This is a genomic window from Rhizobium sp. 2YAF20 (assembly GCF_052114685.1).
In the GTDB taxonomy this organism is placed as follows: Bacteria; Pseudomonadota; Alphaproteobacteria; order Rhizobiales; family Rhizobiaceae; genus Rhizobium.
The window spans coordinates 13,574-38,471 of record NZ_JBFRFF010000010.1; the positions used below are offsets into that span (position 1 = coordinate 13,574).

General features: G+C 58.5%; 23 protein-coding genes. 5 read left to right on the forward strand and 18 right to left on the reverse strand.

The features are described from left to right. Positions 1 to 11 precede the first annotated feature (11 nt). From AB4Z52_RS14640 to AB4Z52_RS14665, 6 genes are all read right to left on the reverse strand, one after another. Positions 12 to 1,103, reverse strand: a complete 1,092-nt coding sequence (locus AB4Z52_RS14640; RefSeq protein ID WP_442218655.1) for a quaternary amine ABC transporter ATP-binding protein — start codon at positions 1,101 to 1,103, stop codon at positions 12 to 14. A 93-nt stretch (positions 1,104 to 1,196) separates the two neighbouring features. Then, positions 1,197 to 2,048, reverse strand: coding sequence for a glycine betaine ABC transporter substrate-binding protein (locus AB4Z52_RS14645; protein ID WP_442218656.1), 852 nt, complete (start codon positions 2,046 to 2,048; stop codon positions 1,197 to 1,199). 83 nt (positions 2,049 to 2,131) lie between these two features. Then, on the reverse strand, positions 2,132 to 3,478 hold the full coding sequence (locus tag AB4Z52_RS14650; protein ID WP_442218657.1) for an NAD(P)/FAD-dependent oxidoreductase: 1,347 nt from the start codon (positions 3,476 to 3,478) through the stop codon (positions 2,132 to 2,134). Continuing rightward, positions 3,475 to 4,992, reverse strand: a complete 1,518-nt coding sequence (locus tag AB4Z52_RS14655) for an aldehyde dehydrogenase (RefSeq protein WP_442218658.1) — start codon at positions 4,990 to 4,992, stop codon at positions 3,475 to 3,477. Before AB4Z52_RS14655 ends, AB4Z52_RS14650 begins: the two co-directional genes overlap by 4 nt. Beyond that, entirely contained in the window at positions 4,985 to 5,896 is a 912-nt protein-coding gene (locus tag AB4Z52_RS14660) for a dihydrodipicolinate synthase family protein (protein WP_442218659.1), read from the reverse strand. Before AB4Z52_RS14660 ends, AB4Z52_RS14655 begins: the two co-directional genes overlap by 8 nt. Continuing rightward, on the reverse strand, positions 5,893 to 6,606 hold the full coding sequence (locus AB4Z52_RS14665) for a GntR family transcriptional regulator (RefSeq protein WP_442218660.1): 714 nt from the start codon (positions 6,604 to 6,606) through the stop codon (positions 5,893 to 5,895). The genes AB4Z52_RS14660 and AB4Z52_RS14665 overlap by 4 nt, the downstream gene beginning before the upstream one ends. A gap of 214 nt (positions 6,607 to 6,820) precedes the next feature. On the opposite strand from AB4Z52_RS14665, the gene AB4Z52_RS14670 reads away from it, so the two are divergent. Next, on the forward strand, positions 6,821 to 7,063 hold the full coding sequence (locus AB4Z52_RS14670) for a hypothetical protein (RefSeq protein WP_442218661.1): 243 nt from the start codon (positions 6,821 to 6,823) through the stop codon (positions 7,061 to 7,063). A gap of 26 nt (positions 7,064 to 7,089) precedes the next feature. Here AB4Z52_RS14670 and AB4Z52_RS14675 read toward each other — a convergent pair whose 3' ends face one another. Next, positions 7,090 to 8,001, reverse strand: a complete 912-nt coding sequence (locus AB4Z52_RS14675; RefSeq protein ID WP_442218662.1) for a LysR family transcriptional regulator — start codon at positions 7,999 to 8,001, stop codon at positions 7,090 to 7,092. 113 nt (positions 8,002 to 8,114) lie between these two features. Between AB4Z52_RS14675 and AB4Z52_RS14680 the strand changes: the two genes are divergently transcribed. Then, complete coding sequence (locus AB4Z52_RS14680) at positions 8,115 to 9,326, forward strand: acyl-CoA dehydrogenase (protein ID WP_442218663.1); 1,212 nt, start codon at positions 8,115 to 8,117, stop codon at positions 9,324 to 9,326. A gap of 77 nt (positions 9,327 to 9,403) precedes the next feature. Here the strand turns inward: AB4Z52_RS14680 and AB4Z52_RS14685 are convergent, their stop codons facing one another. After that, entirely contained in the window at positions 9,404 to 9,835 is a 432-nt protein-coding gene (locus AB4Z52_RS14685; protein ID WP_442218664.1) for an oxidoreductase C-terminal domain-containing protein, read from the reverse strand. A gap of 30 nt (positions 9,836 to 9,865) precedes the next feature. After that, positions 9,866 to 10,651, reverse strand: a complete 786-nt coding sequence (locus AB4Z52_RS14690; protein ID WP_442218665.1) for an alpha/beta fold hydrolase — start codon at positions 10,649 to 10,651, stop codon at positions 9,866 to 9,868. An 85-nt stretch (positions 10,652 to 10,736) separates the two neighbouring features. Here AB4Z52_RS14690 and AB4Z52_RS14695 point away from each other — a divergent pair, with 85 nt between their 5' ends. Beyond that, positions 10,737 to 11,144 carry a MarR family winged helix-turn-helix transcriptional regulator gene (locus tag AB4Z52_RS14695; RefSeq protein WP_442218666.1) on the forward strand — a complete coding sequence of 136 codons (408 nt, stop codon included), beginning with the start codon at positions 10,737 to 10,739 and terminating at the stop codon, positions 11,142 to 11,144. Positions 11,145 to 11,420: 276 nt separating this feature from the next. Here AB4Z52_RS14695 and AB4Z52_RS14700 read toward each other — a convergent pair whose 3' ends face one another. Beyond that, positions 11,421 to 14,258, reverse strand: coding sequence for an ATP-binding protein (locus tag AB4Z52_RS14700; protein ID WP_442218667.1), 2,838 nt, complete (start codon positions 14,256 to 14,258; stop codon positions 11,421 to 11,423). 267 nt (positions 14,259 to 14,525) lie between these two features. Between AB4Z52_RS14700 and AB4Z52_RS14705 the strand changes: the two genes are divergently transcribed. After that, positions 14,526 to 15,179 carry a response regulator transcription factor gene (locus AB4Z52_RS14705; RefSeq protein WP_442218668.1) on the forward strand — a complete coding sequence of 218 codons (654 nt, stop codon included), beginning with the start codon at positions 14,526 to 14,528 and terminating at the stop codon, positions 15,177 to 15,179. Positions 15,180 to 15,247: 68 nt separating this feature from the next. On the opposite strand, the gene AB4Z52_RS14710 is transcribed toward AB4Z52_RS14705, so the two are convergent. The 5 genes from AB4Z52_RS14710 to AB4Z52_RS14730 form a co-directional block, all read right to left on the reverse strand. Beyond that, positions 15,248 to 16,519, reverse strand: coding sequence for a type II toxin-antitoxin system HipA family toxin (locus tag AB4Z52_RS14710; protein WP_442218669.1), 1,272 nt, complete (start codon positions 16,517 to 16,519; stop codon positions 15,248 to 15,250). Between the two features lies 1 nt (position 16,520). Further along, positions 16,521 to 16,871 (reverse strand): helix-turn-helix domain-containing protein, encoded by a 351-nt coding sequence (locus AB4Z52_RS14715; protein ID WP_442218670.1) that lies wholly within the window; start codon positions 16,869 to 16,871, stop codon positions 16,521 to 16,523. A gap of 732 nt (positions 16,872 to 17,603) precedes the next feature. After that, positions 17,604 to 17,975 (reverse strand): nuclear transport factor 2 family protein, encoded by a 372-nt coding sequence (locus AB4Z52_RS14720; RefSeq protein ID WP_442218671.1) that lies wholly within the window; start codon positions 17,973 to 17,975, stop codon positions 17,604 to 17,606. A gap of 52 nt (positions 17,976 to 18,027) precedes the next feature. Continuing rightward, a complete protein-coding gene (locus AB4Z52_RS14725) occupies positions 18,028 to 19,041 on the reverse strand; it encodes an enoyl-CoA hydratase/isomerase family protein (protein WP_442218672.1) in 1,014 nt (337 codons plus the stop codon). A 57-nt stretch (positions 19,042 to 19,098) separates the two neighbouring features. After that, positions 19,099 to 19,827 carry an SDR family NAD(P)-dependent oxidoreductase gene (locus AB4Z52_RS14730; protein ID WP_442218673.1) on the reverse strand — a complete coding sequence of 243 codons (729 nt, stop codon included), beginning with the start codon at positions 19,825 to 19,827 and terminating at the stop codon, positions 19,099 to 19,101. A gap of 188 nt (positions 19,828 to 20,015) precedes the next feature. Between AB4Z52_RS14730 and AB4Z52_RS14735 the strand changes: the two genes are divergently transcribed. After that, complete coding sequence (locus tag AB4Z52_RS14735) at positions 20,016 to 20,249, forward strand: tautomerase family protein (RefSeq protein WP_442218674.1); 234 nt, start codon at positions 20,016 to 20,018, stop codon at positions 20,247 to 20,249. Between the two features lie 477 nt (positions 20,250 to 20,726). On the opposite strand, the gene AB4Z52_RS14740 is transcribed toward AB4Z52_RS14735, so the two are convergent. The 3 genes from AB4Z52_RS14740 to AB4Z52_RS14750 form a co-directional block, all read right to left on the reverse strand. Further along, complete coding sequence (locus tag AB4Z52_RS14740; protein ID WP_442218675.1) at positions 20,727 to 21,407, reverse strand: type 1 glutamine amidotransferase domain-containing protein; 681 nt, start codon at positions 21,405 to 21,407, stop codon at positions 20,727 to 20,729. Positions 21,408 to 21,868: 461 nt separating this feature from the next. Then, entirely contained in the window at positions 21,869 to 23,485 is a 1,617-nt protein-coding gene (locus AB4Z52_RS14745) for an MDR family MFS transporter (protein WP_442218676.1), read from the reverse strand. A gap of 104 nt (positions 23,486 to 23,589) precedes the next feature. Further along, on the reverse strand, positions 23,590 to 24,753 hold the full coding sequence (locus AB4Z52_RS14750) for an HlyD family secretion protein (protein WP_442218677.1): 1,164 nt from the start codon (positions 24,751 to 24,753) through the stop codon (positions 23,590 to 23,592). Between the last annotated feature and the right edge of the window lie 145 nt (positions 24,754 to 24,898).

The window sequence follows — 24,898 nt, forward strand, 5'->3', positions numbered from 1 at the left end:
TGAAGATCGCACTATGCCGTGGCCGGTTCGTCAAGCTGTGTGCCTTTGACGCCGTGCAAGAGGCCGCGGGTTGTCACCACTCCGACGACGGTGCCACCATCGACAACCGCGATACCGTCGCGATCCGATCGCAGGGTCAGTGAGATCAATTCATCGATGTCTGCTTCCGGGCTTGTCGTGAGCAGCGTACCGATATCGGAATTGGGCTGGGCTTGCTGATACTCGGCAACCGATCCCATGACGGAATGCGCCTTTATGAGATGGAGGCGAGATATGCCGGCGACGAACTCGGCGACATAATCGTCGGCAGGGTTGAGGACGATCTCCTCCGCTGTTCCGACCTGAATGATCACTCCGTCTTTCATGATGGCGATGCGATCGCCAATCCGCATCGCTTCGTCCAGATCATGAGTGATGAATACGGCGGACTTTCCCAGTTCCTTGGTGAGCTGCCGGAACTCGTCCTGAAGTTGACGTCGGATCAATGGATCGAGCGCACTGAACGGCTCGTCCATGAGAATGATTTCCGGGTTGGCGGCGATCGCGCGAGCCAAACCGACACGCTGCTGCATGCCGCCCGAAAGTTCTGAAGGATAGCGGGTGAGCCAGTCTGAAAGACCTACCTTTGCAAGCGCGTCTGTCGCGGTCTTGTTACGCTCGACCTTTCCGATCCCTTGCACTTCCAGCCCGAACGCAGCGTTCTCAAGGACCGTCCGGTGCGGCAGAAGAGCGACGCTTTGAAAGACCATTCCGATGTGGCGCGCGCGTGTCCGGCGCAGCTCCGCAGCACTCAGACAAGCAAGGTCATTACCCTTTACCAGCACCTTGCCGAGACTGGGGACGATCAGCCTGTTAAGCAGCCGGATGAGCGTGGACTTGCCGCTGCCCGACAGGCCCATGATGCAGAAGATCTCTCCGCGGCGCACCTGAATGCTCGCATCGGCGACGCCCACGACGCAGTTGTAATTCTGAAGGATCTGCTTCTTGGTCAGTCCCTTGTCCAGAACTGCCTTGACGGCAGCGTTGGCCTTGTCGCCGAAGATCTTCCAAACCGACTGACAGTCGATCAGCACTTCACTATCTGCGATATCGGGTACACTCATCTCGATCCCCTGGAGCCAGTTCGATCCCGGCTTCTCAACTCGATTGATGTTGAAGTCGGCCGCCCGGATCGGACCCGGGCGGCCGTTCGTCCATTAGCTCTTCTTGATGTTTTCCCAGCGCTTGATCAGATCGGCATGGCTGTCGGTCCAATCCTTCACGGCTTGATCCATGGTCTTGCCGTCCTTGACTGCACTATTCATGTTGGTGATGTCATCGATCGGGATGTAGACGCTGGCCATCACTTCACGTGCATGCGGGTTGTCCGCGGAAAAGCCCTTGTGACCGATCCAGTAGTAGCCCTGCGGCGGAGGGTAGACGCCCTTTGGATCCGTGAGGAACTTGACGTCGTACTTCTGCGCCATCCAGGACGGTGTCCAAACGGTCGCGACGATCCATTCCTTGCGGTCGACGGCAGACTTCAACGCGGCGGTCATGGCCGCCGTGCTGCCCTCGACAAGCGGAAGCTTCAGGTCATAGGCCTTGACGACGTTGGTCGTGTCGCGCATCAGACCAGAACCCGGCTCGATACCGACAATCTTGCCGCCGAACTTTTCAGCGTTAGCGTTGAGCTCGTCGATTGAGTTGATCGGCACGTATTTCGGAACGGCAAGTCCCTGGAACAGGCCGTGAGAAACAGGCGAGATCTTTTCGAGCCGGCTCTTGTTTTTGTCCCAATAGTCCTGAGCAACGTAGTCGGTCTGGGAAGCAAGGACCTGAATGTCACCCTTGCTCAGCGCGGCATAGGCAATTCCCCACTCGGAGAACTCGGTTACCTTGACGGTGTACCCTGCATCCTCAAGAACCTTCTTGGTGATCCCGGTGATAGGCGTCAGGTCCTCCCACGACAGAGTTCCCATCGTGATGGTCTTCTCTTCGGCGTGCGCAGGCAGCATCGTCATTCCGACCATGGCTGCGGCGCATAATGCTTTCCACAATGTCTTCACGGTTCTCTCCTAGTTTTCTGTTCCCGTTTCTTTCGAAGACCTGCGGTTCTGCCGGGGTCTCCGCCATCGCGTGGGCTGAAGGGTCATCCTTCCCGGCCAGCACGCAATTCCTGCCATCGGATCACCGAGTTGATGCCCAGCCAGGCGAACGGCTCTGGCGGGAGCCTGGATGGCTTGGGGTGATCCATGTATTGTTCGAGATGCCGGGAGGTGGTCCCGGTCGCCAGTTCGGCTGCCATCATGCCAGCCAGGGTGCTCTTTACGGTTCCGAGCCCGTTTTCGCAGCAGGCGGAGTAAAGCCCTTCTTCGACTTCGCCGAAGGCGGGTACGTGGTTCAGGCTGAGGCAGAGCCGCCCGGCCCAACTATGTTTGAACGGTATGCCCTTGAGACCTGGAAACCGTGCATCGAGCGAGTTCCGATGCTCTTCGGCCATCTTGGCTATGCGCCGTTCCGTTAGGCTGATTGTCGTCTCGTAGGTGTATTTGGTCCGGATCGCGATGCGCGACTGTCCGCCGGACGTGATCTTGCGAACCGTCGCGCCCATCGCGTCTGCGGGAAGCAGCGCCCATCGGTCCTGTCCTGAGACCTTGCGGCCGAAGTCTTCTGCCGGAAACGGCGCGGTCATCGAGGCGTAGGCGAAGATGTGCATCAGACGGCCGCGGAAATGGCCGAAGTCGTCCACATGGCCGTTAACGCCCAATATCACCTTGGGCGCAGTGACCGTCCCGCGCGGGGAAGCAACCGTCCAGACCCCATTCTCGCGTCTCAACGAGGTGACCGGCGAACGTTCGAAGATATCCACCTTGCTTAAAAGCCCGGCGGCAAACTCGCGGATATAGTCCGCGGGCTGGATCAGGACCGCGCCGGGCGTATAGAGTCCGCCGAGATAGTAGTCCGATCCGGTGATCTCGCGCATCTCAGCCGCGTCAAGGAAGGAGTGCTTCTCGCCAGCACCCTTCAGTGACTGACCGAATGCCAGGTTCAGCTTCATGCCGCGCGCCGTCGCCGCGGCGTTGATCTTGCCTGAAGGATCGAACGTCTGGCGCGACATTCGGTATTCGTCCGCCACGCGCGTGGCAAAAGCGAGTGCTGCGCGGTTTTGGGCCATCTCCAATCGGGTGGCGTCCGCACCGCCACTCGAATATTCACTCGAGGAGAGATTGTGCGGAACATCAATCATGAAGCCCGAATTTCGGCCAGCGGTGCCCTTGCCCGCTTCGCTCGCCTCCAGAATGACAATCTTGTCGTTTGGGCGAAGTTCAAGCAGACGCCGTGCCGCGGAAAGCCCCGCGAATCCCGCGCCGATGATAAGCCAGTCCGCCGTCACGTTGCCTTCCAGGCTTCGGACCGGAAACGAACGTTGACTGATCGCCTCCCAGCCCGAGATGCCGTTTTCCACCGGCAGACGTTTGACGGCCTTGGCAATCATCTGATCGCCTCGTCAATCGAACGTTCGGAAACGTCGATCCAGATGGTCTTAAGCTCGGTATACTGGTCGTGGGCAAAGATTGACTTGTCGCGACCACCGAAGCCCGATTCCTTAAAGCCGCCGAACGGGGTCGTCGCATCGCCTTCACCGAAGCAATTCACCGTCACCACACCGGCCCGGATCTCGCGGGAAAGCCTGATCGCGTTGCGCAGGCTTCCGGTGTAGACCGAGGCAGCCAGTCCGTAGGGCGTGTCGTTTGCCAGAGCGATCGCTTGCGAGATGTCGGAGAACGTCGTCACCGACAGGATCGGTCCGAAGATTTCCTCCTGGAAGAGGCGACTTTCGGCCGTAACGCCGTCGATCACGGTCGGCTCGACGAAGATCGACTTGTCCGTCCGTCCGCCGTAAACGACCGACAGTTTTTCCGTGATGGCCTGATCGAGATAGGACTTCACCTTGTCGAAGTGTTCCGGGCTGACCAGCGAGCCAACGCGGTTTTCCGGATCGAGGGGATCGCCCATCTTCCAGTCGCGAAGATACGCACCGATACGGGTCAGAAGCTCGTCCTTGACGGAAGCATGTACGATCAGTCTCGACGTCGCCGAACAGTTTTCGCCCATATTCCAGAAGGCACCTGAGACGACCTGTTCTGCCACGAGATCAAGATCTTCTGCGTCATTCATGACGACGGCAGGGTTCTTGCCGCCGCATTCGAGGACGATGCGCTTCAGATTGCTGTCGGCGGCGTATCGCAGGAACCGTCGCCCTGTCAGCGTCGAACCGGTAAAGCTCACCATGGCGACATCCTTGTGCATGCCGATCGGCTCGCCGACGTCCTTGCCGGTGCCGGTGACGATGTTGAGGACGCCGGCCGGCACACCAGCCTCGTGGGCAAGTTCGCCGACGCGCAGAGTGGTCAGCGACGTCTGCTCTGCTGGCTTGACGATGACCGAGCAGCCTGCGGCAAGAGCAGGGCCGATTTTCCAGGCGAGCATCAGTAGCGGGAAATTCCAGGGCAGCACGCAGCCGACGACGCCAATCGGCTCGCGGACGACGAGCGCCAACGAATTCGCGCCGGTGGGAGCCGTGTTGTCATAGATCTTGTCGATGAGTTCCGCATGCCAGCGGATCGTGTGAATCGTGTCCGGAACGTCGATCGTCTGGCATTCCCGGACGGGCTTGCCGCTGTCGAGGCTTTCGAGAACGGCCAGTTCGTGGCTGTTTTCTTCAAGCAGTTTGGCGAACTTCAGAAGAACCGTCTTGCGTTCGTTCGGCGAGAGCGAACGCCAGCGGCCGTCGTCGAAAGCCTCCTTGGCCTTGCTGACCGCGAAGTCGACGTCGGTGCAGTCGCAGGCAGCGATCGCAGCCAGTACCTTGCCCGTCGCTGGGTTGATCGTGTCGAACGTCTTTCCGGATGCGGCCGGTCGGAAGGCCCCGTTGATGAAGGCGTTTTCCGGAAGCGTGATCGAGCCGGCGATCGCTGCATATTCACCCGCAGTCAGGACTTCATGCATGGTTGGCTCCCAAGATAATCTGAGCGATGGTGCGCTTGAGGTTGGTTACGACCGTCTGCAAAGCGCGTTTTTCTTCCGAGGTCAGAGGGCGGAGAGGTGCCCGTACGTTGCCGACCTTCAGACCGCTGAGCTCGCATCCGAACTTGATCGACTGGACGAACTTGCCGCCGTCGAGCAAGTTCATGAAGGGAAGCATCGCCGACATGATCTTGCGGCCTTTGTCGAAGTTCTTCTCGACGACACAGGCCTCGTAGAGAGCGATGTGCTCCTTAGGCAGGAAGTTTGCGCCGGCACAGACCCAGCTTTGGGCACCCCAGGCGAAGAACTCGAGGGCCTGGTCGTCCCAGCCGCAGGAAAGGCCGATGTGGGGGAACTCACGTGCCAGCATGTGGACGCGTGCCATGTCGCCCGAGGCTTCTTTGATGGCGACGACGTTCTTGGACTTGCCCACGCGGGAAAAGTATTCCTCACCCATCGAGACGCCCATGCGGGCGGGATAGTTGTAAAGCATGATCGGCAGGTTGGCTGCGCGGTCTATCGCCAGCGCATGAACCGCGTTCTCACGCTCGGTCGGTATCGCATAGGGGGGCGAGGACACGAGAATTGCGTCTGCGCCGATCGACTTGGCAGCCTTGGCGTATTCGATCGAATCCTCGGTTCGTGTCGCACCGGTGCCGATGATCAGTGGTATCCGCCCTTTCAGGACATCCTTCGCATGGGCTGCGAGATCGAAGCGCTCTTGCGCGGTCTGGGCGTAGTATTCGCCAGTGGAGCCACCGACGACGACACCGTGAACCTTGGCCTCGATCAGGGATTCGAGGACTTCGGCATAGGCTTTCTTGTCGATGGAGCCGTCCGGAGCATAGGGCGTGACAGCCGGGGGATAGATACCTTGGAATTTCACGATGATTTCTCCATCGACACGGCGACAGGTCCGTCGACGAGCGCGTCAGCTTTCAAACCTTTGGGGGTGATGTACATTTCCATTCTGTCTCGCGAGAGTTCCCAGTGCTCGAACACGAGATCCACAACGGCATCCTCATCATGGGCCTCGATGGCGGCGATGAACCCATCGTGCTGGTCGACTGACAGTCTCATGCGAGCCCACATTTCCTCGGTCCGCGGGCGAAACTGGGTACCGGCGATACGGGCATGGTCGATGAGGAGACGGTTCAGACTTGGCTGGAGATAGACGTTCCCGGACATCTCTCCCATGATTTCGTGGAAACGGTTGTTCTCAAGCACCATCGTCACCGGATCGGTGGCCTCGCTTGCCGTGCGAAACAGCGTCTGGGTCTGCTTTAAGTCCACCAACTGCTTCGGCTTGAAATTCTGCACCGCGAGACGTCCGATCGCCGCGTAGATCATGGGCGCGACCTGGAAGAAATGCCGCAGCGTCGAATGGTTCATCGGGCTGACCCGCGCGCCACGATTTTCCCGGATCTCGATGTATCCGTCACCTGCCAGACGGCGGAAGACGTCTCTGACCGGCGTGCGTGAAAGGCCGTAGCGCTCGCTCAATGTGACTTCGTCCAGGTCTTCGTCCGGCTCGAGCTCCATCGTCAGGATCTGTCGCTTGAGGTCGTCGTACAAACTGTTCTTGCCGCTCTTCACTGAAAAATCTCCAACACTTGAATTTGGATCAGCGGCACGACCTCAATCTGCCTTGGCATTGAAATTGCCATGCGCCAAATCAGGAGTCAACAAAATTGTATACTCTATGTATTATTTGATAATTCACGGAGAGTACAGTTAGGAGGGTATAGTGACCGCCGGTGCCGGTTGATATGGGCCCTTGGATTGCGTCGAGGCACTCAGTGATTGAGTTGTGAGGAAGCACCGTGACGAGGATGCCGACTTTGCAAACATCGACGACGACACGGCCGATCCGAAGATGATGCCCCTCGTCCAACAGTTGATCAGACAGCAGACCAGGCATTGGGACGGCAAGATGGTTGCGGACCCGGTTCAGGAACGGCTCCTGGAGATCATTGCCCTAAAGAAGAAGGCGTTGAGGAAGCACTCAAAGTCCCAGTCGAAGGCAGCCGAACCGGGCGCGGCACGCATATGACTGCGCGCGCCTACATGCCAATTCATCTAATGAGGATGCGCTCCGATCTCCTCTTGTGAGACCTCTGCAGCGAGCCAGGTGCGAAATGCGCTGAGCGGCGGATAGTTGGCGCGCGATTGCGGCCACACCAACCAGTAAGAGCCGGATCCCCGGACCGATCTTTTGAGAAGTGGCACAAGCCGCCCCTCGTTGAATTCAATCTCGGCGAGATAGTCGGGAAGAAGGGCCACTCCGAGCCCGACAATAGCCGCCTGCGTCATCGTCGAAAATTGGTCGAACAACATGCCTGCTATTCTCGGCGGTTCGATGCTTTGCGCGGTAAACCAGGCTCTCCAGGCATCGGGTCTTGTTTCCAACTGCAATAGCGGCAATCCGGCCAAATCACGGGCGCTGTCAACCGGATGCCGGGTCAGGAGCGTTGGCGAAATACATGCCGTCAACTGCTCTTCGAACAACTTCAAATGGCCAGCGTCGCGCCAGTCGTCGGTCCCGAAATGGATCGCGGCATCAAAGCTCTCGGCGGCAAAATTAAATCGCTTCAGGCGGGTTGCCAGATTGATGGTGACGCCGGGGTGCTCGACGAGGAAATCGCCGAGCCGTGGCGCTAGCCATCGCGTGCCGAAAGCTGGCAGGATCGCAAGCGACAGAGAACCGCCTCCCGGATTAGCGGTAAATTCCATGCTGCCTCGCTGGATGAGGTCGAGCGCGCGGCTGACATCTCGGCCATATGCCTGTGCGGCCTCCGTCGGAATGAGTTTTTGCTTGTGGCGCTCGAACAGCGGCCGGCCCAATTGTTGTTCCAGATGCTGGACCAGACGGCTCACAGTACTCTGCGTCAGATCGAGTTCGCGCGCTGCAGCAGCGGTTGAGCCTGTTCGCAAGACGGCTTCGAAGGCCGACAGGAGACTTATCGAAGGAAGAAAACGGCGTGGGCGCATCTCAGCCTATGCATTTTATGCATGAAGTTAGGTCTAGATAGGGTTTTTCTCAACAAACGGCAATCGCTATGGACATAGGCAAGCCATTTCGCACTCTTTTTGAGGGAAAGTCCGTGTCCGCCAACCATGCCAGCAGCGCTTCCAAAACCAGCACTTTTGCCTGGAACGACCCGTTCCTGCTTGACGACCAGCTTTCCGACGAAGAACGGATGATCCGCGACTCCGCCGCGGCATTCGCTGAGGCCGAACTGCTGCCGCGCGTCCAGGAAGCCTATCTCAATGAACACACCGATCCCGAGCTCTTTCGGCTCATGGGCAAGGCCGGCCTGCTTGGCGTGACGCTGCCGGAAAAGTACGGCGCGGCCAACGCCAACTATGTCGCCTATGGTCTCGTTGCGCGCGAAGTCGAGCGCGTCGATTCCGGCTACCGCTCGATGATGAGCGTCCAGTCCTCGCTCGTGATGTACCCGATCTATGCCTATGGTTGCGAGGCGCAGCGTGACAAATACCTGCCGGGCCTCGTGTCGGGCGAGCTCATCGGCTGCTTCGGCCTGACCGAGCCGGATGCCGGTTCCGATCCCGGCGGCATGAAGACCCGCGCCGAAAAAATCGATGGCGGTTATCGCCTGCGCGGTTCCAAGACGTGGATCTCCAATGCGCCGATCGCCGATGTCTTCGTCGTCTGGGCGAAGTCGGAAGCACATGACGGCAAGATCCGCGGCTTCATTCTCGAAAAGGGCATGAAGGGTCTGTCGGCACCAAAGATCGGCGGTAAACTGTCGCTGCGTGCCTCGATCACCGGCGAGATCGTGCTGGACGGTGTTGAGGTCGGTGAAGATGCGCTACTGCCCGGCGTCTCTGGCCTTGCCGGCCCTTTCGGCTGCTTGAACCGCGCCCGCTACGGCATTTCTTGGGGTGTGCTCGGCGCCGCCGAGGATTGCTGGTTGCGCGCCCGTCAATATGGCCTTGACCGCATCCAGTTCGGCAAGCCGCTGGCCAGCACGCAGCTCTTCCAGAAGAAGCTTGCCGACATGCAGACGGAAATCGCCCTCGGCCTACAGGGGAGCTTGCGCGTCGGACGTCTGATGGACGAGCACAGATTCGCACCGGAAATGATCTCGATCGTCAAACGCAACAACTGCGGCAAGGCGCTTGATATCGCTCGCCAGGCCCGCGACATGCACGGCGGTAACGGCATACAGATCGAATACCATGTCATGCGCCACGCGCAGAACCTGGAAACGGTCAACACCTATGAAGGCACGCATGACGTTCATGCGCTCGTTCTCGGCCGCGCGCAGACCGGCATCCAGGCGTTTTTCTGAGGCGCGGCACGGGCAAGACATCTCTGGCGACTTCAGACGGTGGAACTTGCGCCCGTCCAGGCCGGTAAATGGGTCGGTCAGACAGCCGCTAATGTCAGCCAACGCCTTTGCGGGCCCACGCTTCGCCATTGCGGCAATGATTGCACCTTGAGCGCAGTTTCAAAGGCCAAGCTGGCGTTTTGCGAGCATGAAGCTGCGTGCGTCATTGAGGCAGCCCACCGCGAACAGCCGTTCTTCCTGAAAATAGGAAACCGCATACTGCGTTCGGCAGTGCCGTGGGAAATGGCCGCGCGGTCATAGCCGCGGTTGAAACCGGCAATCTGCAATTTGGTTGAATATTGATCCGACCAGAACCAGGGCCGGGGACGATAGGACCGCCCGGCGCCGAGAATGTTGCCAGCGACATGTTCGGCCTCGCCGATGGCATGCGGCACGGATTCGATGCGGATTCGTTCGCCCCGATAGGAGAAGGATGCGCAGTCGCCGGCGATAGGAACGCCGGAGGGCACCGTAAACTTATCGGCCTCGGATCCCCTGCCCTAGATCCTATCCATTGCGTCGGGTGCGGCGAACCCATCGATGAGCGCGAGCGTCGCCTGCGGTTGCTCGAGCTGCGGTAGGTGCCCAGCCTTTGGCACAAGTTGGAACCGGGCATTGCCAAGCGCCTTCGCATAGGCCGCGCCATAGGCCGGGGTCGCAATGCGGTCACTTTCGCCCCAGATCACCAGCGCCGGGATTTGAACCTGGTGCAGCCGCCCGAGCAACTTCGGATCGTGCATGTAGGGATCGGCCGCCAGAGCTTTGAGCGTAGCGATATTGCCGCGTTGCAGCGCGACACGCTCAGGCGGCAAGGTTGAAGGATCGACGAAGAACCGGTTCGGGTCGTGATAGGCGTGCTCGGCGATCCCGCGCGGGGTTAGGCTGAAGAAGTCCGCCATCGGATATTCGGGGAACGCCACCCCCACGGCGTCGATCAGGACGATCCCTCCGACCAGCCCACCGATGTCACGCGACGCCATCTGCGCCGCGAGCCAGCCGCCGAGCGACGAGCCGATCACCAGCACGTCGCGCATCCCCCGTTGCGCCAGGAACCGCAGGTAGAACAGCGCCAACTCGTCAACGCTGTCGAGCCACGCCGGACGGGCGGTTCCATTCCAGCCCGGATGGGTCGGCATGATGACATGGTGTGCTGCCTCGAAATGCTGTGCGATCTCGGCGACCGTTGCAGTCCCACCGCCACCGTGAAGCACCAGCACCGGCTTGCCCGTCCCACCTTCGGCAAAGTGCAACTCGCAGCCCCGCACCATCACCTCATTGTCGATCATCTCGGCCACCTATATCAACATACTTATATGCGTATAGTTATATCAGCATATTGATATGTCAAGCAGCTCCCGTTAGAGTCAGCCGATGAGCACGAATCTCGAGACCCTTGGGCGCGCCGTCAAGCGCGCGCAACATCGCCAACATCGCGCCGCCGACGCCGCCTTGGCAGTGATCGATACGTCGATTGTACAGTGGGACGCGCTGCGCGCCATCGATCGCGCCCCGGGCGCATCGGCACACGACTTGGCACTGGCGACCTTCCAGAGTGATCAGTCCTTTGGAACGCTCGCAAATCGGCTCGAAGCGCGCGGGCTGATCAAACGCCAGTCCGGCGAGGGACGCCGTATCGAGCACCACCTGACATCGGCGGGCGAGCGCAAACTTTCCGAGGCCAACGTCATCACAGAACAGGTACGGGCCGAACTGTTTGCCCCGCTCACTCAGTCCGATCGCGGCGACCTGCAACGTATTCTTGATAAGCTCCTAGCCTGATCTGGCAACGGATATTTGGCCAGTAACTCTTGAACGATGTTGGGATCCGGAATCTAGGTTTGCGCAAGCTCGACACGCCTTTTTTCCGTCCCCGCATCTTCGTCGGACCGGAGGTTGTATATTCGGGTATTCGCTTCGGCGAAACTCACCCTCTCGCCTAAGAATATCGCCGTCGTCGTCGCATGTTACAGAACTTCCGCCCCCTTTGCCTTGAGGGTCCGACGTAATGATCCGAGATGAAGAGCCGCGACGGAAGCGATATCGGCTACGCCTCGCTTAGACGCCCCCATCGATTATGATTTTGGCGCGCAATAATTTTTTGCTGGTCAACCCTTCGCAGAAGCGCTCGTATATCGACAAGAGGGTTGTGCGGGCACTTTCCCTCGCACCATCACTATCAAGCGAGTCAACGAGGCTTATCCCAGCGGCGATCTGCCAATAAATCGCGTCTTGTGCGGACGCCTGTCGCATTGCCTGCCGAAATAAGGTCTCGACGAGCAAGGGTTGACTTAATCCTTGATCCTTAAGGATCTCCCCCTTCTTTCTCAGTAACTCCGGCATCATCCAGCGGTAGCCCTTCTGCTCCGAGAAACGGAAAGCGTTGCCAACTTCATTCAGGCCTTCGCTGAAGCGGCCCATGGACTGCATTGCCGAGGCAAGTTCGCAAAGGAAAAAGGGATAGAAGAGGAGATACGCCGCTTCGCGCATCTCGCCGAGTCCGCATTGAAGCGCTTCAACTCCTTCGGCCGGTTCGCCCAGTCTGGACGCCAAACTTCCCTTGACGCACAAGCCGACGGCATGGAAAGGGCGCAGACCATGCTTAAATGCATGTTCTAGCAGTTCCTCGCCCCACTCTTTTGCTCGATGCAAATCCTCAAGGCTCAATGACACGAACCCGGCCGCCCATGCTAGCGCGACACACAGTACAAAGGGTTGCTTTGTTTCCCGCGCTTCGCGAATGGAATCCTCCGCCGTTCTAACTGCAGAGTCCAATAGGCCCCGTGAAATCAGGTTGACGGTATTGTGAGCCATGGACGAGGTGCGAATGTCGGCACCCAGTCTAAGCATATCTTTGCGACGACCTTCGAAGGGGAGGTGTTTCGCCGCCCATTCAAGCCGCTCTGCAGCCTCTTTGTGCTCGGCCAGATAGGTCTGAGGAATCCCCACCAGCCATGCGGCCGTCGCCCGTGCATGAACGTCGCCTTCCTTAACAACAAGCTCATATTCACGGGCGAACTCCATCGCATCTTTCAGCTCCATAGATCGCGCGGAGAACAGCCATAATGCGCAAGTCACTCGCTCGCGATAATCAAAGTCATCGAACGTTTTTGCCAGCGCCAAGGCACCCATAAGCACCTCCTTGCCACGATGGCTCATGCCTTGGGTATAGATCAGCGCGAACCCCAAGGCGCATCGCAATACCATCTCCGTACGGGTTCCCCTTTCTTCGCCAATGCAATCGAGTGCGCGTTTAGCCCAATCGCCGGCTTCCGAAACGAGCGATATGGCGGTCCAGAAGTCACTTGCGGCCGCAGCCAGTCTCGTTCCCAGAACACAGTCACCTTGCTGAGAGAGAGCCCAGCTTAGAGCGGCGCGTAGGTTATCGATCTCTCGCCGAAAACGGCCGATATCATCTATTGAGGCCTGAAGATGCCGCTCTTCTGAGAACGGGTGAAAGAACCTGAGGAAAAATTTAGTAAATCTGCGCATCGTCCGCCTGAAATCATCGCGAACCCCGAGTTTTTCGAGCGCATATACTCGCACTGTTTCGAGAAGACGCCAGCGTGGAGAAGCTTCGGACCCCTCGAAGGTCACCAGCGATTTCGAGACAAGATTGGAAATTTCGAGCGCCGCTTCCGCCTCTGTCTCACCGCTGACTGCCATTGCCGCTTCCAAGGTGAAGCCGGCAGGGAAGGTTGCCAGGTTACAGAGAAGCTGACGTTCGGTTTGCGGCAACAATTGATAGCTCCAATCCAGAGCCGCGCGCAGCGTCTGGTGTCGAGGCAACGCCGTTCGGCGTCCGCCCGTTAGGAGCACGAAACGATCATCCAACCGGCCGGCGATCTGCTCTATGCCTAAGGTCGCAGCGCGAGCGGCCGCGAACTCAATGGCCAGCGGAATCCCATCAAGATGTCGACATATACCGGCGATGGCCGACAGTTTTTCTGCGTCTGGCGTGAAATCCCACTGTAAAGCTCTGGTCCGCGCGACAAAAAGTTGGACTGCGCTGTGTTCCAAGGCGTTATCCGTTCGCCCGCTGATTGGCACCTCAAGCGGCGGGACGCGGTAAGCGTATTCCCCTTCGATGCGAAGAAGTTCTCGGCTTGTCGCAAGCACCGACACGTTCGGGCAGGCGCGAACGATCGCCTCCACAAGTGCGGCGGCGGCATCAATGAGGTGTTCGCAGTTGTCGATCACCAACAACATTTTCCTGCCACCAATTGCTCGTGCGACCAGTTCGGCGGAAATCTCGTCCCCTTGAAGATGCAGATCGAGAGCTTGCGTGAGCGCCGTGGAGACACGGCCTGGATCCGAGAGCGACACAAGTTCGACGAAGATTGCATCTGGCTCGAAGGTCTGTAGCAGATGGCGGGCAATTTCGGATGCCAGTACGGTTTTTCCGATTCCGCCTGGGCCTGTCAACGTCACAACCCTGTAGGCCGACATGAGCGTTAGAACCTGCGCAATCGCAGTTTCGCGGCCAATGAGATCGGAGGTCGAGGCAGGAATATTTGTAAGATACGGACGCTCCGCTGGCCCCAGTCGCATCGGAGCTGAGGAAGCGTTGATGGCGCGACGGAACGTCCAATTGCCAAGCAGTCGGTATCCGCGGCCCGAGATGGTCCTCAGCAAGTTGCGGTCCTTGCCGAGAGCCTTCCGAATGGCCGATATGTGGACTTGAATAGTGTTTTCCTCGACGGCGATCCCCGGCCAGACACGCTTCATCAGGTCGTCCTTAGAGACGATTTCGCCGGGGGAGATCACGAGCGCTGCCAATATATCGAAGGCACGGCCACCAATCGGAACTGGTGCTCCCAGTGCGCGTAGCTCTCGCGTCGCGAGGTCTAACTCCCAACCGCAGTACTCGCAGAGGCTTTGCTCGATCTGTCCCAAAGCGATCTAATCTCTTTTGCTGCCAGGCAATTGGTGGCACCGAATTCCAAGAATGCGAGCGAAACTGAAAACATTATTTGTTCGCTCGGCGGCATTTCTTCAGGTTTTTTCAGATTCTTGCAGGCCACTTAAGTCGATTAGATGACCACGATGCGCTAATGCTACCCCAGCAATATGCCGCGGCCAACCGAGTTGCCGCAACCATATTCTATTTCCTTGAGCGTTTGCACCTTAGAAATTCCCGCTGAAAGAACGATGGAGAATGACATGTACAATGGCAATTTACTCCTTGGATCTCCGCGCACAGTGGCAGCCCCCCCGCTCGACGCACCGGTCGTGTTCGTGGTCAGCAATGACAATACGATGAATAGTGTTTTGGACAGTAGGGTTTTCACACAGGGATGGCGAGCAAGCATCTGCCAATCCGCCAACGAGTTCTTCGCATCTAATCGCACTGCGAATTGCAGCTGCGCCGTTTTTGATGCGAGCTTACCGGACTTAACAGCGTCGGCATTGACACGCCTTATCTGCCTTAGCGCAGTCCGTTGGCCCTTAATTCTTCTAACAGGACCTGGCGATCCAGTCATGACGATAGAAGGGACAAAGTTTCATGTTACCTTCATACCGAAGCTTTCAGACATGACCGGCCTTATTGAACAAATCCGTACCGCCATCGGCGCGTCGAGCAAAATTAGCCGCCTCGAAAGCCGATATCGCTCGCTGTCACCTCGTGAGCGCCAAGTCATGGGGTTCGTCGTCGAGGGATTGTTGAACAAGCAGGTCGCCTACAGGTTGAACATAAGCGAGGTTACGGTGAAGGCCCATCGTGGACAAGTGATGAGAAAGATGAGTGCCCGCACCTTACCCGATTTGGTCAACATGGCTGCGAAGGTTGGACATGATCTTGAAGCGGTTCATTAGCGGAGTTCACCAGATAAAAGCGCAATGAGGCAACTGCCACCAAGTTCAGCCCTCGCGAGCGCGCTAGCTTAGGGGCGACATCTGTCGTCGGGCGCATCAGGTCTATCGACATCAGACGGTTCTATGGCCTCCCGCCGATGCTCGAGCATCGGCGGCGAATCCAAGATGTCGCCAAGATAGTCGATGTCGACCCCTGCGACACCGCATTCTGAAAAGACATCCCGCCATCGTGCGATCCATCCGGCCACTTGGTTCCATTCGTGCCAAGCATCCTCTTTTGACATGCCGAAGCGAGGTGCCGCCGCCAGGGCGTGTACGATGCTGAAGTCGTTTAGAAGCCTGGGGTTCGAAGAGATCTGGATCGCCTGTTGTCCAAGACCGTTCATTTGTGTCGGAATGTCGAAAGCCGGCGACAGCAGCCATCCTTCCTCGTTGTGAAGAAAGGCATGGTTCTTCGTGTGGTCGTCGGTGTTGTCGATCATGATGTTGAACGCCATTCTGCGGAACAGTTCTCGCTGCATCGACTGGATGCAGTCGGGGACTCCATGCCGTCGGATGATCGCTGCGATGGTGGCATAGCTGTCGTCGGCCTCGGAAGCCAGCATCGTGCGTGCTGAAACAGCGTGGACGCGCCGATCATCAATACGGTCAAAACGACGGATCATCAGAATATGATCGATACCGCCGGGGATGACCCGTGACGACGCGACGTATAGTCCGGCTCGACGGGCCAGCTCCATGCAGGCATGCTCGACAAGGAGTTGATCCACGTTGCTGCCACGCGGAAACTTGGCGATCCACTCCTCCCCGTCATCGTCTATCACCATCTTGGGGTGGGCGCCGCCCATACTGCCGGCGCTGGCAATGAGCTGCCTTTCTCGTTCGCTAAGAGGTTCACGCTCGAGGACGCGCGCAATCAACGCCTCCGCTTTCTGAAGGGAATCCACACTCATGAGTGGCTGTTCGTCGACGGGACTATACTCGTCAAAGCTGGAAGACATCCCAAGCGCACCGAAACGGTGGTCGCCCGCATACCAGAGCGTGTCGAGGGGGCTCATGCGCGACGGGCGTGAGACGACCCTGATCATGCGCTCACCCCAGCGATCGGGCATGGCGTCTTCGATTGCGCCAGGAGCCACCATGTCCTTCAAGGGAGCATGCACCTTCTTGTCATGGGTGAGGTCCGGAGAGAGGGGAAATCCCGAACGCCTCCACTCGTCATCCAGTTCAAGAAGGCACCTCCGATTGCTCGCCTCGAGCTTCACCCGCCCAACGAGGCGCGGCTCGAGCGGGTTTTCGAGATACCAGACTGCAAGAAAATTTCCTCGGAAGTCGCCCATGCTACCCTCTCTTTCGGCTCGCCCGGTTCACGTCGAGCATTGTGGCGTACTCGTCTTCGCCAGGCTTGAGAATTTCAGCTAGCTGCTCGGACTTCCCAAAGATCCAAAGCGCCGCCGCGTAAACACCTATCGACACCTTTGCATCGCCCGCCTCCATCCTGCGCAGCGTAGGGATCGAAGTCCCCATCCTCGCGGCCATGGTCTTCAGGCTGTCTCCTCTACGCTCGCGGGCGGTGCGCAGATGAGAGCCAAGTGTTTCCAGCGCAATCAGCGTTGCGTCTGTTAGTACTTCAAGCGACGTGGAGCTCTTGGACATAAACGTAAGTTTTCTCATATTGACGTATTTGTACACACATATGTTCTTCTTGTGCAAATTCAAGAACTACCCGCTCATCCCAGGAACGTGGGGGGATTCGGGAACAGCCTCATGCATTCGACAACAAGGCTTGTCGACCATAGTGATACCGTCATAGGGCCTCACGGATTGAAAGACGAACCCAACAATGTCGAAGTGATAGCTGGTGGCAGTTGCCACAGTGCTGGTCGCTATCCACCCTCCTCCTAGGATCTAAAATACCGGATAAAGGTGGGCTGCGAGGCTCGTAACCGTCCTGTCGACGTCTCTTGCTCGATACCGGACGGGGGTCGCGGTTCTGAGACCCCTCGTCGGCTCTGCCGGCCCACTGGGCCTCTCCACCGGCCGCCTGAAATCGGCCGGCCACGAAAACGACGGCAATTGGATTTTGTCGCTCACGTCATAGGCAATCGTCTCGGAGACATTTGCAGCCCAGGCCATCTCCGTTTCCCCCCATCCCGACCTTATCACGACCGGGTGGCCAGCAGAGCCGTCTCAGCGACCTAGCGCAGAAGTCGCGGCTTGCGAAACGCAAACCATACCCAGTCGATCGAAAATCCGAAATGCGAGAAGCAGACCATAGGGCCACACGCGATTATCCACCGAGGCTGCAAAGAACAACCGCCTCATCGAAAATGATGAGGACGAAAAGACGCCAAGCGATTGCCCTTGCCGGCTTTACAATAGTCGAGAAGAGTTTCGAAGATGCGGATTTCGTTCCACGGTTCATCATTCGACTAGATGCGCACGCGACGCTGCGGGTTCGAATCGATCTGCAAAATATTGGGTTTCGTGTGCCACGAGCCCGTCGTTAAATTCCATTATGCTCACCGCGTAGGACGGTATGCCGTCGTAGGTCAGCGTGAACTCGGTGATCCAGAGATCGTCGCTGCCGATGATCCTCCGGACTTTAAACCGCTTCTTGTTTGGTTGGACAAACCTACTCTCCTGGATGTTCCGCCGACCAAGAATTCGCTCGCCCGACTGCGGATATTCGAGCACCGCGTCCTCGTGGTAGATCTCGTGCTCGACATCGAAGTCGTTCGCGTCGGAAGCCGCCCAATGGCGATCCAGCGCCGCCCGTTTGGTTTTATCGTCCATTTCCAACTCCCACCAAAATGCGAGTGCGTCTCGCCGTTATCCGGGCGCGGCTCTATTGACCGGCGAGCGTCGCGGTATAGTGGCCCAGCTTGCTCTCAATTTCATTGTCGGTCTGAAGGCCCATCTGCATCAACTTCGAGATATTCGCCTGTGCTTGCGGCCTCTGGACAGAGGTGATGAACGCATCCCAGCCTGCCCCGATTTCCGGGTCAGACGGCAGGCTCGCGAAGTCGACAAGCCGTTTGGTGTCTGCAATCGCCTGCTTGTCGAACTTCGAAACGCGGCTCGCGAGCGCCTCGACGAAACCGTCCAGTTCGTCGTCGGGAAGCGAACGGTTCACGTATCCGTATTTGTCTGCCAGATCACCATCGATATCGTCCGAGCCAAGAAGGACCTCCAGCGCCCTTCCGCGACCCATTAACCTCGGAAGGCGGGCCATCGGTCCGCCGCCGGGCACAAGTGCAGCGCCGACCTCCCATTGCGACAGGATCGCCTTTTCCCGGCTGGCAAAGCGCATGTCGCTTGCGAGCGCAAGTTCGCTTCCGACCCCCGTCGCTCTGCCGCGAATGAGACTGATCGACACCACCGGTGCTCGGCTCAGACGCACGAGCATGTCCGGCAGCGGGTGAAGGCCTGTCCGTCCGGAAGCCAGTTCCGTAGATGCCGACAGCGGCGCAACGAAGTCATAATGCGTGAGGAAAAACCCCGGAACCGCGCTGTCGAACACCACCACCCTGACATTTGGGTCAGTCTCGATGGCGGTGATCACCTCGTTGAGTTGGGGAATGGTTTCCGGGCCAAAGATATTGAACGGTGGATTGTCGAACGTCACGCGCCAGTATTGCGGTGTCCTGTGCTCCACGCGTATCTCGCGCTTCGTGGCGGGTACGTTCGGCGATTGGTCTTGTGAGGTTGCATTTGCAGAGGCCGACGTCGTTGTCTGCCCCGCAAAAGCAGGCACTGAGATCAGCGCGGACAGGACTGCCGCCATCCCAGCTGCTCGCCTCAGACGCGGGGCGGAAACAGCGCACTCAACGGCAAATGCGGCAATGGATTTCTTGTTCATGTCAGCCTCGATCGTTGTCTGTTTTGTCGTGGTGGAAAATCGGTGCAGAAGCATCGCTTACCATTTTCCCGCATGTGCGCCGCCATCGACGTGGACCACCTCCCCTGTCACATGCGGTGCTTCGATGAGGAAAACCACGGCGTCGACAATCTCCTTGACGTCCGAAATCGCGCCCATTGGCGAAAGCTTCTTCAAAAATTCCATAGGTCCACCGTGATGCATCGGCGTGTCGACGATGCCAGGAGCCACGACGTTGAAGCGGATTCCGTCTCGGGCGTACTCCATCGCAAGGCTTTTGGAGACGGCGTGTATGCCGCCCTTCGTGATCATCGGTACGGAGGCGTTGACGCCCGCCATTGGGTGGTCGGCCGTCGACGCGCCGATGCTGACGATGCTGCCGCCGGACTTCTGCGCCAGCATCTGCTTGACAGCCAGTTGGGTCAGATGAAGAAAACCCTCCAGGTTCGTTAAGGAGAGCTTTCGAAAGTCGTCAAGGGTGTATTCCAGAAACGGCTTGCTGAAGAAGATACCGGCGTTGTTGACCAGGGCGTTGATTGACCCAAAACGTTCGAGCGCTACCTCGACTACACGTTTGGCCGTTGCGGCATCGCCGATATCGCCGTCAACCAGGGCGACCCTGTCCGAGGCACCTTGGGGGAAACGCGCGCTGATCTGCCGAGACGTGGCGACAACGTCATAGCCGCGCTCCAGGAACGTGTTCACGAGCCCTTCTCCAATGCCTTGCGAAGCTCCCGTAATGACAATTGTCTTCTTGTGGCTGTCCATAGTTTGTCTCCTCTGCGGGATACCTTTTGAAGAAGGCTCCATTGGATACAGAGAACTACCGATGCGCTGACGATGCTATTGGACGATGGTGTCACCAATACCTTTGGATCGGTGGCCGATTGCACGACACTCTGATTGACTGATGCCGGGCAGATTAACGCCGCCATGGCAAAGGGAAAGGAATTCAGATGCCGATCGTAACTATCCAGGTGACCCGAGAGGGCACGACGTCCGACCGAAATTCCGTTTCGAATGAGGAAAAAGCCGCGCTGATAAAGGGCGTCAGCGAATTGTTACGGGATGTACTGAAGAAGCCGCTGGATGCGACCTTCGTGGTTATCCAGGAGGTCGACCTTGCAGACTGGGGCTGGGGCGGATTGCCCGTGGCAGAATTCCGCCGCAAAAGATCAGAGGCAACGTGACGGTCAACTATCGACCAAATAAAATTCTGGATGCGGGTCTTCTGGTTTCAGATGACGGCAACTGCAATTAAATCCGGACAAGCAAACAGGCCCGGAGAGCCGCCGGTCATGATCGACAGGGCGCTGGAACCCGGCGCTATGCGGCCGGCGTCAATATCTGAAAGCAGGCCGGCGAACGCCTGCCGGCTCTATTCGGGGTCAAGAAGCAATCCTTCAAAGAGCCATAGGATGCTGAGCCTGGTGTGAACTGGATCACCCGGTGGTCGTTCCCCGATACAAAGTCGATGTCCAGCCTTCAGCCCAGGTCGCTTTAGAAGCGCTTGGTGCGATCGGCGTCGGACACCGGAATGACAACCAGCTCAAACTTCATTTCGACCGGTCCGATCGCGAAGTCTCTGGGGCGGAATTCGTCTGCATTTGAATATTGGTCACATGGCTCATCCAAGATTGGCAGTCGTTTCGTCGGACGCACTCTGTCTAGAGTTGCTTCAGCAGCTCTTGAGCGCCGGCGGTCGAAGACGCTGGGTTCTGCCCGGTGATGAGGCGACCGTCAGTTATGGCGAAACTCTGCCAGTCCCCGACTTTTTCAAACTTGCCACCAAGGCGGCGCAGCTCGTCCTCCACGAGGAACGGAACCACCTTTGTCAGATGGACTGCCTCCTCTTCTGTATTGGTGAAACCGGTCACCCGCTTGCCCTTGACCAAGGGTTCACCTTTGTATTGGACGTGTCGAAACACGCCTGGGGCATGACAGACCGCGGCAACGGGCTTACCTGAATTGTAGAATTCTTCGATGAGCGAAATTGACGTCTTATCCTCTGCCAGATCCCACATCGGACCATGTCCCCCGGAATAGAAGACAGTGTCGAAATCGGCCGCCTTGACATCAGAAAGCTTGACTGTGCTTGCGAGCACCGCCTGGGCGGCCTTATCCCCTTTAAAGCGGGTCATGGGCGGCGTCTGGCTTCCCGGCTCGTCGCTCTTCGGATCGATCGGGGGCTGACCGCCTTTGGGAGAGGCGACGGTAACGTGCGCACCCGCATCCGTGAACACGTAGTAGGGTGCTGCAAACTCTTCCAGCCAGAAGCCGGTCTTCCGCCCGGTGTTGCCCAGTTGATCGTGCGACGTCAGGACCATCAGAATTTTCTTTGAAGTCATCGCTCTTCCTCCTTGTGGAATGTCCGTGGAGAGAAGGACGCATCCCTCCCCGCCGCTGACCATCGGGGAAAAGGTGAAAGCAGGCCATTGTACAAAGGTGTCGCTAATACGTTGGTATCAATCCGGACTACCGTCACAATGAAGCTCGTTGTGTGCTGGGTTCCGACGACTAGAGGCTGCCCGCTATCTTCGCGGCAAATCTTGCCATGGTGTCCTCGTTCCGTGAGTAGATCGCGGTTTGACCGTGCCTGCGAACGGTGCCGAGGCCAGCTGAGGACAATAGTTTCAAATGGCTGGAAATCCTCGATTGGGCCAGGCCGCCCAACGCTTCGATCTCGGATTGGGCGGCCTAATGCTTCGACGGGTAACGCAACTGCATCAGCCAATCTCATCGAGCTCTGGCTGATGCAGTTGGCTTGCGGAGAGCTTCGCCACGGACGGGGTAGTGCGTGCGCGGACGCTCAGTGAGCGCCTCCGCCCGAGAGTTTGCCCGGTTTCTTGAGGAGCAGGCTGGAGACCAGCGCGACGACCAGGGCGACCCCGAGTAGGTAAAAAGTATCGCTAAAGGCCATGATGTTCGCCTGTTTGCGAAGACCAAGCGCAATCGCGACAACCGCCTTATGGGTCGCGGTCGCCGGGTCACTTATGCCGTGGCTCGTAAAGTAAGCAGCAAGCCTGGCGACGCGCGCACGGGTGGCCTCATCGAAGACCGAAACCGAGTTGGTCAGTATGTTCGAGTGAAATTGCTCGCGTTTGGTCAGGAACGTCTGAAGTGCCGCGATGCCGACGGCACCGCCGAGATTGCGCATCATGTTGAACAGAGCCGATGCCGAACCTGCATTTTCCTGCTCGATCCCAGCTGTGGCGATGGCTGACAGAGGGGCGAAGACCAGCGCCTGGCCGACGGCCCGCACGATGTTGGGCCAGAAGAGTTGGTCGCTGGCATAATCGCCGCTCATATGGACGTTCATGAAGTTGGAGGCGGCAAAGAGCGCAAAGCCGACGACGATCAGCAGGCGGACATCGAAGCGCTGCATCAGCCGCGGCACGAGCGGGATCAGCAACAGTTGCGGGATGCCGGTCCAGGCGAGAACCATGCCGATCTGCTCGGAATTGTAGCCCTGTATCCGGCTCAGGTAGATCGGCAGGATGAAGACCGAACCGTAGAGTGCGGTGCCGAGCAGGAAGTTGGCAAGGATGCCGAAGCCGAAGTTGCGACGCACGAGCAGGCGCAGGTTCAAAAGCGGATGGGCGGCTCGCAGTTCAACGATCAGGAACAGCGAAAGAGAGACAGCGGCGATGACCGACAGGCGGAGGATAAATGGGGAGCCGAACCAATCGTCCTTGTTGCCTTCCTCGAGCACGGTCTGTAACGCAGCAAGGCCTACCGCCATGGTGATGATGCCGGGCCAGTCTCCCTTGGCAAGCAGGCTGAGGTTCATCGGGCTACGGTCGAGTGAACCCCAGAGCATGCCGACCATCAGGGCGCCGGGCACGAGGTTAACGTAGAAGATATATTGCCAGCCGAAATTCTCAGTTAGATAACCGCCGATGGTCGGGCCGATGGCGGGCGCAAAGGTCGCCGAGAGCGCGAACAGCGCAAGCCCGATCGGCTGCTTGGCTTTGGGCAGAAGCGTTATGATGATGGTGAAGGCCATCGGAATGAGCACGCCGCCGGAAAAGCCCTGGATGGCTCTGAGCACGATCATCTGCTGAAGGTTGGCGGCGAAGGCGCAGGCGACTGAGAAGATCAAGAACAGGACGGCATTGGTCAGTAGATAGGTGCGAACCGAAAAGATGTGGGCGAGCCAGCCGCTCAGCGGTATGACGACGATCTCGGCGATCAGATAGGAGGTCGAAATCCAGCCGCCATCGTCGCTACCGGCACCGATCGCACCCTGAATGTCGGCAAGCGATGCATTGACGATCTGGATGTTGAGCACCGCCATGAAGGCTCCGAGCGTGGAGCCGACGACGGCGCACCACATCCTGAGCGGGGTCATAGCCCTCGCCGCGCCTGAGGTGATGGCGGCGCGAGCGGCGATGTTCGTGTTTGCTGCGACCTGGAGCGTAGCCATGACATTTCTCCTTCCGGCTGTGCGGAACCATTCTTATGACGCAGGTCGGATGATAATTCGGGAAAGGACGGAAGGATTATCAAGCCAGACGGGATAGAGCGGCTTTACATTGCAGTTGCCTTGGTATCGATCTCGGGTTCGACGGACATGCCGGAACGCAGCAGTCCGCTCAAAGGCTCGTCATCGATCACGATCTTGACCGGGACGCGCTGGACGATCTTGGTGAAATTGCCGGTTGCGTTATCCGGAGGCAAAAGCGAGAATTCCAGCCCGCTTGCCGGCGAGATGCTGTCGACGTGGCCCCTGATGGCGGCATCGGGGAAGCTGTCGACCCTTATTTCCACTTTCTGGCCGGCCCGGACATTGGTGAGCTGCGTTTCCTTGAAGTTGGCGACGACGTAGACCGAATTGAGGGGAACGACTGCCATTAGCTGTGTGCCTGAGGTGACGAACTGGCCAATGCGGATCGATCGCGCCCCGACGGTGCCATCGACGGCGGCGACAATGTCGGTGTAGGAAAGGTTGAGCTCCGCCTGATGGGCGGCAGCAACCGCCCGGTCGCGTTCGGCGATGGCCTGATCGCGCTCGGTCTGCAGAACCGGAACCTTGCTCTTGGCAGCGACCAATCCTGCCTCGTCGCGCTCGACCGCGGCGCTGGCCCGGTCTTTCTCGGATTGGCTCTGCTCGGCACGCGACTGCGTGCCCGCACCGTTGTTGATCAATTTCGCAAATCGCTCTGCATCCGACTGGGCAAACATCAGGGAGGCCCGCGAGGCCTCTACTGCGGCCTTCGCCTGACCGATGACGGATTCCTGCAGGTGGATCTGGGCGTCGATATTGGTGATGGCGGCCTCGGCCGCCTTCACATCCGCCCTCGCCTGCGCAAGCGCTGACTGATAGTCCCGATCGTCGATGCGGGCGAGCATCTGCCCGGCCTTGACGGTGTCATTGTCATTGACCAGGACTTCCTTGATGTAGCCGGAGACTTTCGGAGCAATCGTCGTATAGTCGGCCTTAGCGTAGGCGTCGTCGGTGGATTCGATGAAACGGCCAACGACCCAGTAGTGATGGCCGTAATCCGTGCCGAACGCGACGCCTGCGAGAAGCGCGGCGACAAGGATGCCGCGCTTAACGAAGCTGCGTAACTTCTTCGTCGTGGCCGCCGCCGTCGCTGCCTCGGTAGTGGGTGCGGCCGGGGTTTTCGCGATTTTTGCGGTCGCAGCCTTCGTGCCAGTTTCAAATGCTTTCTTGCGGGGCAGCTCGACCATTGTACTTCTCCTCAATTCTGCCCGTCCCTTCCGGTCGGGCGTATTCTCTGGGTTGAAGATGGCCCCGTTACAGCCGGTTTGGCTCTTTCGCTCCGTCGTGGATTCTGTGCGAGTGGCTCGGGCAGAGGCGGGTGCGACTGTCTCC